Source organism: Polynucleobacter sp. AP-Melu-500A-A1, assembly GCF_018882125.1.
GTDB lineage: Bacteria > Pseudomonadota > Gammaproteobacteria > Burkholderiales > Burkholderiaceae > Polynucleobacter.
On sequence record NZ_JACVOZ010000005.1, the window covers coordinates 58,810 to 73,090 of the forward strand.

The 14,281-nt window shown below is 45.6% G+C and carries 14 protein-coding genes; 7 read left to right on the plus strand and 7 right to left on the minus strand.

The annotated features are described in order from the left end of the window. Positions 1-18: 18 nt before the first annotated feature. Entirely contained in the window at positions 19-651 is a 633-nt protein-coding gene (locus ICN38_RS10875; protein WP_216257198.1) for a VTT domain-containing protein, read from the minus strand. A gap of 70 nt (positions 652-721) precedes the next feature. On the opposite strand from ICN38_RS10875, the gene miaA reads away from it, so the two are divergent. Then, positions 722-1,723 carry a tRNA (adenosine(37)-N6)-dimethylallyltransferase MiaA gene (gene miaA, locus ICN38_RS10880; protein ID WP_216257117.1) on the plus strand — a complete coding sequence of 334 codons (1,002 nt, stop codon included), beginning with the start codon at positions 722-724 and terminating at the stop codon, positions 1,721-1,723. Positions 1,724-1,730: 7 nt separating this feature from the next. On the opposite strand, the gene purM is transcribed toward miaA, so the two are convergent. Continuing rightward, complete coding sequence (gene purM / locus ICN38_RS10885; protein WP_216257118.1) at positions 1,731-2,783, minus strand: phosphoribosylformylglycinamidine cyclo-ligase; 1,053 nt, start codon at positions 2,781-2,783, stop codon at positions 1,731-1,733. A 72-nt stretch (positions 2,784-2,855) separates the two neighbouring features. Between purM and ICN38_RS10890 the strand changes: the two genes are divergently transcribed. From ICN38_RS10890 to panB, 6 genes are read left to right on the plus strand one after another with little or no spacing between them, the layout of a single operon-like run. Continuing rightward, the gene (locus ICN38_RS10890) at positions 2,856-3,845 is read left to right on the plus strand and encodes an AI-2E family transporter (RefSeq protein ID WP_216257119.1); all 990 of its coding nucleotides are present in this window, start codon (positions 2,856-2,858) and stop codon (positions 3,843-3,845) included. A gap of 12 nt (positions 3,846-3,857) precedes the next feature. Beyond that, positions 3,858-4,613: a DnaA regulatory inactivator Hda gene (gene hda, locus ICN38_RS10895; protein ID WP_216257120.1), complete on the plus strand. Its 756-nt coding sequence runs from the start codon at positions 3,858-3,860 to the stop codon at positions 4,611-4,613. Between the two features lie 19 nt (positions 4,614-4,632). Next, positions 4,633-5,313, plus strand: a complete 681-nt coding sequence (locus ICN38_RS10900; RefSeq protein ID WP_216257121.1) for an HAD-IB family hydrolase — start codon at positions 4,633-4,635, stop codon at positions 5,311-5,313. Beyond that, complete coding sequence (gene pcnB, locus ICN38_RS10905) at positions 5,310-6,719, plus strand: polynucleotide adenylyltransferase PcnB (RefSeq protein ID WP_216257122.1); 1,410 nt, start codon at positions 5,310-5,312, stop codon at positions 6,717-6,719. Before ICN38_RS10900 ends, pcnB begins: the two co-directional genes overlap by 4 nt. Before the next feature lie 52 nt (positions 6,720-6,771). After that, on the plus strand, positions 6,772-7,299 hold the full coding sequence (folK, locus tag ICN38_RS10910; protein ID WP_216257123.1) for a 2-amino-4-hydroxy-6-hydroxymethyldihydropteridine diphosphokinase: 528 nt from the start codon (positions 6,772-6,774) through the stop codon (positions 7,297-7,299). A 17-nt stretch (positions 7,300-7,316) separates the two neighbouring features. Then, positions 7,317-8,135 carry a 3-methyl-2-oxobutanoate hydroxymethyltransferase gene (gene panB, locus ICN38_RS10915; RefSeq protein WP_216257124.1) on the plus strand — a complete coding sequence of 273 codons (819 nt, stop codon included), beginning with the start codon at positions 7,317-7,319 and terminating at the stop codon, positions 8,133-8,135. A gap of 6 nt (positions 8,136-8,141) precedes the next feature. Here the strand turns inward: panB and dnaJ are convergent, their stop codons facing one another. From dnaJ to hrcA, 5 genes are all read right to left on the minus strand, one after another. Then, positions 8,142-9,278 (minus strand): molecular chaperone DnaJ, encoded by a 1,137-nt coding sequence (gene dnaJ, locus ICN38_RS10920; protein ID WP_216257125.1) that lies wholly within the window; start codon positions 9,276-9,278, stop codon positions 8,142-8,144. Positions 9,279-9,379: 101 nt separating this feature from the next. Further along, positions 9,380-11,314, minus strand: coding sequence for a molecular chaperone DnaK (gene dnaK / locus ICN38_RS10925; protein WP_216257126.1), 1,935 nt, complete (start codon positions 11,312-11,314; stop codon positions 9,380-9,382). A 188-nt stretch (positions 11,315-11,502) separates the two neighbouring features. After that, positions 11,503-12,042 carry a nucleotide exchange factor GrpE gene (grpE, locus tag ICN38_RS10930; RefSeq protein ID WP_216257127.1) on the minus strand — a complete coding sequence of 180 codons (540 nt, stop codon included), beginning with the start codon at positions 12,040-12,042 and terminating at the stop codon, positions 11,503-11,505. 61 nt (positions 12,043-12,103) lie between these two features. Next, complete coding sequence (gene hemH / locus ICN38_RS10935) at positions 12,104-13,204, minus strand: ferrochelatase (protein ID WP_370624405.1); 1,101 nt, start codon at positions 13,202-13,204, stop codon at positions 12,104-12,106. 31 nt (positions 13,205-13,235) lie between these two features. Beyond that, complete coding sequence (gene hrcA / locus ICN38_RS10940) at positions 13,236-14,246, minus strand: heat-inducible transcriptional repressor HrcA (RefSeq protein ID WP_216257129.1); 1,011 nt, start codon at positions 14,244-14,246, stop codon at positions 13,236-13,238. Positions 14,247-14,281 lie beyond the last annotated feature (35 nt).

The window sequence follows — 14,281 nt, forward strand, 5'->3', positions numbered from 1 at the left end:
TGCAGTTTGGCTACTGGTCTACTTTTGCTTGCGCTGAAAAATCTTATATACCGCAGCTAGCGCAACGGGAACGGCAGCAGCCCCAACGCCAACTAGCACAATGACATTCAAGTTCTGACGAATAATCGGAATATTGCCAAAGAAGTAACCGGCAATGACTAATCCATATACCCAAAGTAATGCGCCGGTGATATTGAAAAACTGAAAGCGTGAAAAATTCATTTCAGATACACCAGCAATAAATGGCGCAAATGTCCGAAAGATGGGTAAGAAGCGCGCCAAGATAATGGTCTTACCACCATGCCTCTCATAAAAGGCATGTGTTTTACGCAAAGCGTTTTGATCGATCCAACGCGATTGACTACTAAACACTTTTTTACCAATCCAACGGCCAATGAAATAGTTCACCGTGTTGCCGGCAACTGCGGCAATCAAAAGCCCAATAGTCAAAGTCCAAATATTGAAATGCTCTGTGGCGCAATACGCTCCTGCAATAAACAAGAGGGAGTCTCCTGGCAAAAATGGGGCAACTACCAGGCCTGTCTCGGCAAAGACAATGGCAAATAGCAAGCCATATGCCCATGCGCCATATTGCTGAATAACGACGTCTAAATGACGATCAATATGTAGCAATAAATCGCCTAACTGCATCAAAGTATCAATCAACTTAAGCTCCAAATATTGGTTTGATAGCGATATTAACAGGCTCTTATAATGAGATATGCAAACTGAACCCTACATTCAGCCTATGCAATCACCAGAGCCTTTTCCAACCATTTGTATTGTTGGCCCCACTGGTGCAGGCAAAACACATTTAGCGATGGCTTTGGCCGAGCATGCGAAATCTATTGGTCTTTGTATTGAGCTCATTAGTATGGATTCCGCACTCGTCTATCGTGGCTTAGATATAGGCAGTGCTAAACCCACTAAAGCAGAACAAGCAGCGGTTGTGCATCACCTCATCGATATTCTTGATCCTACCGAAGTCTATTCTGCTGCACGCTTTGCTAAGGACGCTAAGCGACTCTGCGAAGAGATTCGCAGTAGAGGGCATATTCCTATAGTTGTTGGGGGGACCATGTTGTATTGGAGAGCGTGGGCTCATGGCCTATCTACCCTTCCTCCAGCAAATCCTGAGATTCGCGTTCGACTGGAAGAACAAGCGAAAACGATTGGTTGGCCTGCAATGCATCAGCAACTCTCACAAGTAGACCCCGTCACTGCCGCACGCTTGATGCCGAATGATTCACAACGTGTTCAACGCGCGCTCGAGGTATTTGAAATTACCGGCAAACCCATGTCAGCCTTATTGGCCGAATCGCCCAGTGAAGATGGTCGAGAAGGCTCTGTAATTCCACCATGGATCAACTTAGTTTCTCTTGAACCAAGAGATCGTGCACGCTTACATCTCAATCTCGAAAAACGGTTTGATGAAATGCTCTCGGGAGGGCTACTTGAAGAAGTAGAAGCTTTGCGAAAAAATACTGCCTTGCATGCTGACTTACCTGCTATCCGCTCAGTAGGCTATCGCCAAGTTTGGGAATACCTTGATGGGGAAATCGATTGGGCGCAAATGCGTTACAAAGCCTTGGCTGCCACTCGACAACTTGGAAAACGCCAGCTGACATGGCTACGTGCAATTGCAGGAAGAAATACTTTTGACCCCTTCAATCCAAATGAATTGAGGGCGGCCTTAGATTACTGCAAGGTAAATTTAAAGTAAGTTTGCTTTAAACGACGATGGTTTGAGGTGCATCCTTTGGGCGCTCCACTACTTCACCCACTGCCCATGCTTTTAAGCCTTGCGTAGTCAATGATTGAATTGCGGTATCGGCTTGATCAGGCGACACAATGACTACCATCCCAATGCCGCAGTTAAATACGCGAAACATCTCTGCATCCGCAACGCCACCCTTCATTTGCAACCAACGAAAGAGTTCCGGCATTTGCCAGCTGTCACGGTGCAATATGGCTTGAACATTTTCCGGTAAAACACGGGGAACGTTATCTACCAAACCACCACCAGTGATGTGCGCCATACCCTTGACATCCATTTCTGAAATCAGTTTTAAGAGTGGCTTCACATAAATTTCAGTTGGCGCCATCACCACATCGCCAAGAGGACGACCACCTAAGTCATCGCTTGGTTTTGCGCCGGCGCGTTCAATAATTTTTCGTACTAAAGAGTAGCCATTGGAATGTGCGCCACTTGAACCAATCGCTAAAACAGTATCGCCCGGAACAATGCGAGCGCCAGTAATGATCTTGGATTTCTCAACCGCACCCACTGCAAAACCCGCCAAGTCATATTCCCCAGGGGGGTACATGCCAGGCATTTCAGCAGTTTCACCACCGATCAATGCACAACCTGCTAATTCACAACCTTTTGCAATGCCACCCACAACCGTGGCTGCAGTATCTACTGTTAATTTTCCGCAAGCAAAGTAGTCCAAGAAAAAGAGCGGTTCAGCACCCTGGACCAAAATATCATTCACACTCATTGCGACCAAGTCTTGGCCGATAGTGTCATGACGATTCCATTCAAACGCCAGGCGAAGTTTCGTACCTACCCCGTCAGTTCCAGCCACCAATACCGGCTCCTGATAGCGCTTAGGAACCTCAAAAAGTGCTCCAAAGCCACCAATACCGGCTAAAACACCTTCCCGCATGGTTTTCTTAGCCAATGGCTTAATGCGATCTACCAAGTCATCCCCAGCGTCGATATCGACACCAGCGTCACGGTAGGAAAGGCCTTTTGATGGAGAATTGCTAGAAGAAGTCATATTTGAGTCGGAATATTAGTAAAAGATGCTACTGGGTCAGTAGAATCATTGAATTCTAGAGGATTACAAGCAATGGCTGAAATTTTTACCCCTTTTCTCGCAGCATTCATTCTGGCGTATGCCTTACGCCCAGTTTGCCTGTGGTTTGAGAGACATCGTGTGCCCCGTGCTTTAGCCGCCCTGCTGACCATGTTGATTGGTCTCGGACTCCTTTTTTCTATTTTGAGCCTTTTTGTCAATTTACTAAAAGATGAAATTCCGCTGATCAAAACGCAACTTCCAGAATGGATTGCCAATACGCAGTCTTGGCTAAGCCCAAAACTCGAAGAATGGCACATGAATATTGATTGGGCTCATCTGAAGGCAAATGCCACTAAAAAAGTGACGGAGCACATTAGCGATAACGCTGATGCTCTCATGAACACAACTATTGAGACAGTTCTGGTCTCAGGTAGCTCTGTGATTGCCGGTTTTGTAAACGCAGTCCTAATTCTGTTTGTGATGTTTTATTTACTTATTGATTGGAACCAATTTTTCAATCTCATTAAAAAAATCATTCCGCCGCGTGCACAAGCAACCGTTTATCGCCTCACAGTCCAAACTAACGAACTGCTATCCCAATACTTACGCGGCATGTTGATCGTCATATCAATCATGGCTATTTTTTATAGTGTAGGACTAAGTTTCGTTGGAATTAAAGGTGGTGTTGCGGTTGGAGTCTTTACTGCATTAATGGTTGCCATTCCCTATGTGGGGATCACACTTGGAGTAACCCTTGGGCTATTATCAGCACTGCTTCAATTTGGGCCAAGCCCTGAAATCATTGGTGTTGCCGCTGTTTTTGGTGCGGGACAATTTTTAGAGGGCTTCTTCTTAACCCCCCGTTTGGTAGGTGAGCGCATTGGCTTACATCCCGTTGGTGTGCTATTTGCTTTGCTATTTTTCGGTAAGTTATTTGGATTCTTTGGGGTATTGCTAGCACTGCCAATCAGCGCCGTTAGTATGGTTTTGGTTCAATATGCCTGGTCTCTTTATATACAAAGCTCTTGGTATCAAAAGTAGATTTGCGCAGTAATGAATAAGACCTCACTGCCAAAACAATTTGCTCTAGACCTCAGTCATACTCCCAAAGCAAGTCTAGAAAATTACTTACCCGGAAAAGATCTGGCATTGATCTCTACCCTTCAGGATTTGAGCAAGTCCTGGCAACTGCAACCTAGTAAGACCCTTAGTAACCCTCTAAATCAACGCTGGATTTATTGGTGGGGCCCAGAAGGATCTGGAAGGTCGCACTTATTAGAAGCGGTAGGAAATGCTGCTGCCCAGGCTGGCATTGCACATTTTTCTTTACGGCCTCAAGAGCCTACATCTTGGGTGCGGTTAGAAGAAAAATTAACTTCCTTAGTATCCAGCGATACGCCATCGGTGATTACGGTAGACGATGTCGATGTCCTCGATGATCGCTTGGTCGGGGCACTCTTTCGTATCCTCAACGCAGTGCAGGCAGGTAAGGCTATCCATATTTTCATGGCAGGTAAAGCTGCACCTGCAGCCCTAGAGCTCAGAGAGGACTTGCGTACCCGTCTGGCCTGGGGTTTGGTATTTCAGACAGATCTTTTGGATGATGATGCGAAAATACAAGCATTGGAACAAGCTGCACAGGCGCGTGGTCTAGTACTATCGCCTGATGTTTTACCTTGGCTACTAAGTCGCTTCTATCGTGATATGCCGAATTTGATGGCTCTGATAGCTGCTTTGGATGCTTATTCACTTGAAACAAAACGTGCTGTAACCTTGCCCCTAGTGCGCGAGCTCTTGCAGCCAAAATAATTTACTAAAGATTTCATTCGTGACCCAATTAGCCTTATTTGATTTAGACCACACTCTTTTACCCTGCGATAGCGATTACGAATGGGGTCAATTCCTAGCGCGCATTGGTGTGGTGGATAGAGAGTATTACGAAAAACAAAATGAGCGCTTCTATCAGGACTACAAAGACGGCAAACTCAATATTCAAGAATTCCTACGCTTCGCTTTAAAGCCATTATCAGAACATTCACGCGAGCAACTAAAGGAATGGCACGATGCCTTTATGAAAGAAGTCATCAATGGGCAATTACGTCAGCAAGCGATTGATTTAGTGAAGCGTCATCAAGATGCCGGAGACTTATGTTGTGTCATTACTGCCACCAATAGTTTTGTCACGCGCCCCATTGTGGAAAGTTTTGGAATTGAACATCTGATTGCCACTGAGCCTGCTACCACTACAAATCACCCGCTAGCCAGCTTCACTGGAGAGGTGCAAGGTATCCCCAATTTTCGTGAGGGAAAAATTACGAATTTGTATGACTGGCTAGCTGAAAGAAAACTTGCACTAGATACTTTACCTCGTAGTTATTTCTATTCAGATTCGATGAATGATCTTCCCTTATTAGAAAAAGTCAGTCATCCAATTGCTACCAACCCCGATGATCGTTTGCGCAAAGAAGCTCAGAAACGCAATTGGCCCATTCTTGAGTTATTCGCATGATCACTAAATTTATTAAACGTATCTTGCGTCGTGATCCGATGATCAAGCATACGCAAGCAAATAAGACGGGTGCGCCTAAACGCATACCCAAAAAATCACATCGAATTGATCCTCACCTACTCTCTAAGAATGCCGTAAAAGTTACCGATACCTTGCAACAGGGTGGATATGAAGCATTTATTGTGGGTGGTGCAGTACGTGATTTGGTTTTAGGAATTGGTCCAAAAGATTTTGACGTAGCAACTAATGCCACCCCCGATCAAGTTCAAAAACTATTTCGCAAGGCCCGTTTAATTGGACGTCGCTTTCAGATTGTTCACGTGACCTTTTTTGGCAAAGGTCACCCTGAAATTATTGAGGTTTCGACCTTTAGAGCCTTGCTAGATAACGCGGGAGACCATGTCGCAGAAAGCGGTCGCATTCTGCGTGACAACGTTTGGGGATCACAGGGAGAAGATGCTGCACGCCGTGATTTCAGTATCAACGCGATGTACTATGACCCCTCTTCTGAAACCGTACTCGACTATCACGGTGGCATGGCCGATATTCAGAAGAAGACCTTACGCATGATTGGTGATCCTGCAAAGCGCTATCGCGAAGATCCTATTCGCATGCTCAGAGCAATACGTTTTGCTGCAAAAACAGGATTTACTTTGGAAACTGCTACGCGAGCGCCGATTGCAAAATTAAGCACCTTATTGCAAGATGTTCCGGCGGCACGTCTATTTGATGAGATCCTCAAGTTATTGATGTCAGGTTATTCTTGGGCGGCAATTCAAGGTTTACGCGATGCAGGATTGCATCATGGTGTCTTACCCTTGCTTGACCACATTCTCGATAGTGGTGAAGATTCTAAAGATGCCAATCAATTTGTAAAATTAGCGCTGGCAAATACGGATCAACGTATCCAAGCGGGCAAAAGTGTCTCAGCAGGATTTTTATTTGCCACACTACTTTGGCCTGATCTTCTAAAAAACTGGAACGCCAATTTAGCCAAGGGGATGTCAAATATTCCTGCCTTGCAAGATGCTATGGATGACACTATTGCCACCCAAAGTAGCGGTATGACTATCCAACGTCGCTTTGAAAGTGATATGCGTGAAATTTGGTCTATGCAGCCCCGTTTTGAAAAACGGGTAGGCCGCTACCCCTATCGCCTGATTGAATCTCCCCGCTTTAGAGCGGGTTATGACTTTCTGCTTCTGCGCTGTGCCACCGGGGAAAAAGAGCCTGCACCAGGACAGTGGTGGACGGACTTTATCGCTGCCGACCCTACTGAACAAGAGGCCTTAATGGCCAATGTCAAGAATGCTGTTGGCAATAACGCCTCTCCCGCAAAGAGGCGTCGTCGTCGTAAACCGAAATCCGCCACACCAGAAACCCCAACTGCGGGCGAGCTAAGCTAAGCACGTTTTCCAAAATTTCAGTAAAGTAGTTTCATCACAGGTTTGGAATCTTATGGCACGGGCATATATCGGATTTGGCGGCAACATTGGCGACTCACGTCAGCTCATCACTGATGCGATCGTCTGCCTCGCGCAACGTTGTGAATTGCAAATTATTGCTAAAAGCTGTTTTTATCAAAGTGCACCCGTTGAAGCCGCCGGTGGCGACTACATCAATTCCGTGATCGAAATTGATACTCAACTCACACCATACGGTCTTTTGCATGTATGCCAAGCAGTCGAGCAGGAGTTTGGTCGTGAACGCCCCTATACCAATGCACCGCGCACTCTAGATATTGATATTCTGTCTTTTGAGGGGATATTTCAAAATGAAACTGAGCTCATGCTGCCCCATCCCAAGATTACCGAGCGCTCATTTGTACTATTACCCCTTTTAGAAATCGCTCCTAATTTTTTCCTTCCTGATTTTGGTGAGCTAAAGGCCTATTTACCTAAGGTAGCGCACCAACGTATAGAAAAACTCTCCTGCGGCAACTGCAATTGTGGGGAAAAAGCAGTTTATAGCCCATCGACGCATTAATTCATTAAACTCACGCCATGGGTTATTTACAAGGCGAAAAGCCAATATCGATTACTAAGCTCCTCTCGATGCATGCCGAGAGGGAGAAGATCACTATGCTCACAGCGTATGACTCCACTATGTCTGCGCTACTCAATCGCTGCGGTGTTGAAGTGATATTGATTGGTGACTCCATGGGTAATGTTATTCAAGGCCACTCTTGTACTACACCAGTGACTGTTGAACAAATGGTCTATCACACAGAATGTGTAGCTCGCGCCAACACCCATGCATTTCTGATTACGGACTTGCCATTTGCCAGCTATGGCAATCCTGCACAAGCATTGGAATCTGCTGCTGCTGTGATGCGCGTGGGTGCGGATATGGTCAAAATTGAAGGCGGCGGAGATTGGCAAGTAGAAGTCATTCGATACCTAGTTGAGCGTGCTGTACCTGTTTGTGCTCATCTTGGCTTGCTCCCGCAATCAGTCCATCTTTTGGGTGGCTATAAAGTACAAGGTAAATCAAAGGATTCCGCAAGCATCATGCTCGAGCAAGCGCTTGCTTGCCAACATGCTGGTGCTCAAATGGTTGTTCTAGAAGCTATTCCTTCAACGCTAGGCGAAAGAATTACAGCAGAACTTCATATTCCAACGATTGGGATTGGAGCTGGCCCAGATTGTTCTGGACAGGTATTGGTGCTCCAAGATATGTTGGGCATTAGCCCAGGTAAACCCCCGAAATTCGTGAAGAACTTTATGGATGGTCACCACTCTATCGAGGCTGCTATTAAAGCCTACATCAGAGAGGTAAAGTCCGGTAAATTCCCCGGACCCGAGTACGCCTTTGCTGGTTAACAGCCCTTAACTAAAGAAGCTCTTCACACCATCAAACCAGCCCTTTTGTTGAGGGCTATGTTTATCGCCTCCAGATTTAAGGCTGTCATCAAATTTTTGCAGTAATTTTCTCTGCTCATCTGTCAGTTTGATAGGAGTTTCTACCAAGACGTGAACAAAAAGATCGCCCACTAAAGAGGAGCGCAATCCTTTGATTCCTTTATGGCGCAAACGGAATGTCTTCCCTGTCTGCGTTCCTTCGGGAATCGGAAACTCTACTCGACCCGACAAAGTAGGTACCTCAATGTCACCGCCAATCGTAGCAGTTGCAAAAGAGATTGGCATTTGTACATGCAAATCGCTGCCATCGCGCTCAAATACATTATGTGGTTTCACGCGGACTTCGACATAAAGATCACCGGATGGTCCCCCGTTGATGCCAGGTTCACCATTACCCACTGAACGCACGCGCATACCATCATCAATACCTGCAGGTATTTTGATCTCAAGCGTTTTTTGTTCTTTATGTTTACCGCTGCCATGGCATGTTTTGCAAGGTTTCGGAATGTACTCGCCAGTGCCACGGCACTTAGGACAAGTTTGCTGCATAGAGAAGAAACCTTGCTGCACCCGAACTTGACCATGTCCATCACAAGTCGTGCATTTTTCTGCTTTAGTGCCTGGCTCCGCACCTGTGCCATGACAGGGCTTGCAATTACTCCAACTAGGCACACGAATTTGGGTGGTGTACCCCTCAGCAGCTTGCTCTAAGGTGATATCCATGTTGTAGCGCAGATCTGCACCCTTATAGACTTGCGGGCCAGCATGACGGCCACCGCCTTGACCGAAAATATCACCGAAAATATCACCAAAGGCATCAGCAAAACCGCCACCACCGCCAAAGCCGCCACCACCAAAGCCACCCATAGAGGGATCTACTCCAGCATGTCCATACTGATCATAAGCAGCACGCTTATTGGGATCGGTCAGAGTTTCGTAGGCTTCTTTAACTTCTTTAAATTGGCCTTCTGAGGTTTTGCTATCGGGGTTGCGATCAGGGTGGTGCTTCATCGCCATTTTGCGATAAGCCTTTTTTAGATCTTCATCGCTGGCACCTTTTGCCACACCAAGCACTTCGTAATAATCGCGTTTACTTTTCGGCACAGCCAATTCCTCTCAACAACCTGAATGACACAAGTCGGCACGAGGCCGACTTGTTATTTAAGTACTTCAAAAATACCTTAGTGAAATATTTGATTTAAGAATTACTTCTTCTCATCAACCTCTTTAAAGTCAGCATCAACGACATCAGCATCAGGGGCTGCGCCAGGTGCAGCACCAGGAGCTGCGCCCGGAGCACCACCACCAGCTTTAGCTTGCTCAGCAGCCATGACTTTTTCGCCAAGCTTCTGACTTGCTTTACCCAAAGCTTCGGTCTTGGCTTCAATGATCGCTTTATCGCTTCCTTTGATGGCTTCGTCCAACTCTTTCAGGGCTACTTCAATCGCTTCTTTTTCAGCAGCTTCTAAGCTTGTACCATGCTCTTCTAAAGCTTTCTTGGTTGAGTGAGCCAAAGCATCAGCAGTATTACGCGCTGTTACCAACTCTAAGGCTTTCTTATCTTCAGCAGCATTAGCTTCAGCATCTTTTACCATGCGTTGAATTTCTTCTTCAGTTAAACCAGAGTTCGCCTTAATGGTGATCTTGTTTTCTTTACCTGTGGTTTTGTCTTTTGCAGTGACATGCAAAATACCGTTGGCATCGATATCAAAGGTCACTTCAATTTGTGGCATACCGCGTTGTGCTGGTGCAATACCTTCGAGGTTAAATTCACCTAACAGTTTGTTTGCAACAGCCATCTCACGTTCGCCCTGGAAGCACTTGATGGTTACCGCAGGCTGATTATCTTCGGCTGTAGAGTAAACCTGTGAATGCTTAGTAGGAATCGTGGTGTTCTTTGGAATCATCTTGGTCATCACGCCACCAAGTGTTTCGATGCCTAATGACAATGGAGTAACGTCCAAGAGCAATACGTCTTTACGGTCGCCAGACAACACGGAACCTTGAATCGCAGCGCCAACAGCGACTGCTTCATCTGGGTTAACGTCTTTACGCGGCTCTTTACCAAAGATTTCTTTAACCTTGTCCTGAACAGCAGGCATACGGGTTTGACCACCAACCAAAATCACATCATCAATATCGGCTACGTTTACGCCAGCATCCTTGATTGCTGTTAAGCAAGGACCAGCAGTACGGTTAATCAACTCTTCTACCAATGACTCTAACTTAGCGCGGGTCAATTTCAAGTTCAAATGCTTAGGACCGCTAGCATCAGCTGTCACATAAGGCAAATTGATTTCAGTTTGCTGGGCAGATGACAACTCAATCTTGGCTTTTTCGGCAGCATCTTTCAAGCGCTGTAATGCCAATACATCTTTACTCAGATCAACGCCTTGCTCTTTCTTGAACTCGGCAATGATCCAATCAATGATGCGTTGGTCAAAGTCTTCGCCGCCCAAGAATGTGTCACCATTAGTAGAGAGCACTTCAAATTGCTTTTCACCATCGACGTTAGCAATCTCAATGATGGATACGTCAAACGTACCGCCACCCAAGTCATACACAGCAATCTTGCGATCAACCTTGTCTTGTTTATCAAGACCAAAGGCCAAAGCAGCTGCGGTTGGCTCGTTAATGATCCGCTTGACATCTAAGCCAGCAATACGACCAGCATCTTTAGTGGCTTGACGCTGACTGTCATTGAAGTAAGCAGGAACAGTGATCACTGCCTCGGTTACTTCTTCACCAAGATAATCTTCTGCAGTCTTTTTCATCTTGCGCAAAATTTCAGCGGACACTTGTTGTGGCGCCATTTTCTGATCACGCGCTTCAACCCAAGCATCGCCATTGTCTGCTTGAATAATTTTGTAAGGCATAAGTCCGATGTCTTTTTGAACTTCGGCATCAGTAAATTTACGACCCATCAAACGCTTTACGGCGTAGATGGTGTTTCTAGGATTGGTGACTGACTGACGTTTTGCGGGAGCGCCAACCAATACCTCTCCATCTTCAACATAAGCAATGATGGAAGGTGTTGTGCGAGCGCCTTCGGCATTCTCGACAACCTTAGGTGCATTGTTTTCAACGACTGAAACGCACGAGTTAGTGGTTCCTAAGTCAATTCCGATAATCTTTCCCATAATGACTCCAAAAAATTAAGTACTGCGTTGTTTTATTTAAATTCTTCTGTACGGCTATGAATAAATCGATACCCAATAAATGGGGTGTAAAAAGCAGAATTCAAGGGTAGGAATAGCAAAAAAGGTAGATTTATGCCTTTTTTATGCTTTTTTTACTCTTTTTAAGGAATTTATCCCCTAAAAGGACCTTATTTTGCTGCGCTGACCGTTACCAAGGCAGGTCTCAACACTCTATCGGCGACCGTATAACCTCGTTGCAAGACAGAAACAACAGTATTGGGATCTTGCTCGGACGGGACGGAGGCAATTGCCTGGTGATGGTGTGGGTCAAATTTATCCCCTACCGCTGGATTAATTTCAGTCATTCGACCTTTTTCAAAGGCGGAAAGAAGCTGTTTCAGGGTAATTTCCAGACCCTCTTTAAATGCTTTTGCATCACCTGCATCGGTACTTAGTGCGGCATAAAGACTATCTGTCACGGGGACTAAGTGCTCCGCAAAACTTTCAATTGCAAACTTATGCGCCTTAGCAATGTCTTCTACTGCACGGCGGCGAATATTTTCACCCTCTGCCTTAGCGCGCAAGAAGTTGTCTTGCATATCAGCCAACTTTTGATTGAGCTCTGCAATTTCTTGTTCCGGCGTATTGGGAGCTGCTGCCTCAGTGGCTTCAGTCGGCGTTTGCTCAGCTGAATTTTCTTGTTCCGGGTTTTGGTTTTCTTGTGTCATAGATGCTAGTTCGCTTTTAAATAAGAGTGACTACTGCAATGTGGGGCTACTTTATAAAATTTCAAGTTTTACTTTGCTCGGCTATTTCTGCTCTTTCATTACGCCTAGCAAGCTCCACCTCAGACTCTGTACCTAATGACCACCCCATGAGATGTTGATAGGCAATATCACTTAAGGCATCGATCCATTTTGGATTGCTATTTAGACAGGGAATATACCGATAATCCTGACCGCCATGATCTAGAAAAGTTTCTCGGGCCTCCATGGCAATCTCTTCAAGGGTTTCCAAGCAATCTGCTGGAAAGCCAGGACAAAAAATATCGATGCGCTGACATCCCTCTTTGGCCAGTTTCTCAATAGTGGGCGCTGTGTAGGGTTTCAACCATTCAGCTTTTCCAAAGCGTGATTGAAAAGTCACTACGTATTGATTGGGCTCTAAATCCAACGATTCACCCAATAAGCGTCCTGTTTTTAAACACTCGCAATGATAAGGATCACCCTTCATTAAATTGCGCTTTGGCAATCCATGAAAGGACATTACGAAACGATCGCCTACTGCAAAATTAGGGCGTCCATCTTTATCCCAACTATGAAGCACTTGATCACGCAAAGCCTCAATGTAAGCTGGGTTGTCTTGGTAGTGCTTCACTAAACGTAACTCGGGCTGATCGCGCCAGGTGCTTAACACCCGAAAAACTTCATCAAAACTTGAGGCAGTAGTAGTAGCGGAATATTGGGGATATAAGGGCAGCAGTAGTAAGCGCTCCATCCCTTGCTCCTTAAGGCTATCCAAGGCTTCTTGCGTTGAGGGCTTGCCATAACGCATAGCCAAGTCTACTAAGACTGTATGCCCTTGATTGGCAAATTTTTCACCCAACTCTTTGGCCTGTAAACGCGAGTAATGCATTAAAGGGGAGCCTAATTTTGGCAACCAAATGGAGGCGTATTTTTTAGCAGATGTACTGCTGCGAATCGGCAAAATAATGCCGTGCAAAATGAACCACCAAATAAACCGCGGAATCTCTACGATGCGAGGATCAGATAAAAATTCATTGAGATACGCTCTTACGGCTTTAGGAGTTGGCGCAGATGGTGTACCCAGATTGAGTAACAGCACTGCAGTCTTGGAGGCTCTTAAGTGGGGATTTTGATTCAATGTAATGTGTCTCTAGTAATTAGGGTATAAATTTTTCTTAAGAGCTTAGTGCGCCAGATAATAGTTTAGAGGTGATATCCACAATCGGAATTACTCTGTCGTAAGCCATGCGGGTCGGGCCAATGACACCGAGAGTTCCGACAATTTGACCGTCGACACTATAAGGTGCGCTAATGACTGCTAAATCCTCATAAGGTAAGAGATCACTCTCACCACCAATAAAGATTTGAATTCCATCCGCATGACTTGATACATCTAGTAATTGCATGAGAACAGATTTTTGCTCCAACATGTCAAACATCTTACGAAGCTTATCTAAGTTAGAGCTAAGGTCACCCACATTAAGCAAGCGGCGCTCACCCGAAAGAACGACTTCACCACCACTTAAATTGTATTCAGGTACGCCGCTTTGCAATGCTAAAGCCATCAAACCAGAAATATCTGTACGCAAATTATCCAAATCATTTTTAAGAAGTAAGCGTACTTGATCAAAACTTTTTCCTGCGAACTGTGCATTAATGTAGTTGCCTGCTTCAATCAGCTGACTTGGGCTGTAATCTTGGGTAGTGGGCAAGATACGATTTTGCACATCACCCTCAGGCGTGACCATAATTAACAAGATCTTGCCTTCCCCTAGTCGCAAAAACTCAATGTGCTTAAAAACCTGAGCACGTTTGGGGGTCATCACAACCCCAGCAAAATGGGTCAGATTTGAGAGCATTTGGGCAGCGGAGATTAAAACCTTTTGCGGTGAATCTGGCAAAAGTCCTTTTTCCACTTCACGAGCTGCTATTTCTTCTAAGGGACGAATCGTCACCATCGTATCTACAAATAAACGATAGCCTCTTGGCGTTGGAATACGGCCAGCTGAAGTGTGCGGGCTGGTTACTAAGCCCATCTCCTCCAGATCAGCCATGACATTACGAATGGTGGCCGCAGAGAGGTCCAGACCGGAGAATCTCGAGAGGGTGCGTGAGCCAATAGGCTGACCCTCCTCGATATAGCGCTCGATGAGGGTTTTTAGTAAGGCGCGGGAACGTTCATCCATGGTGGAAGGGATTTTATGCCTATGGTTTAATCGTT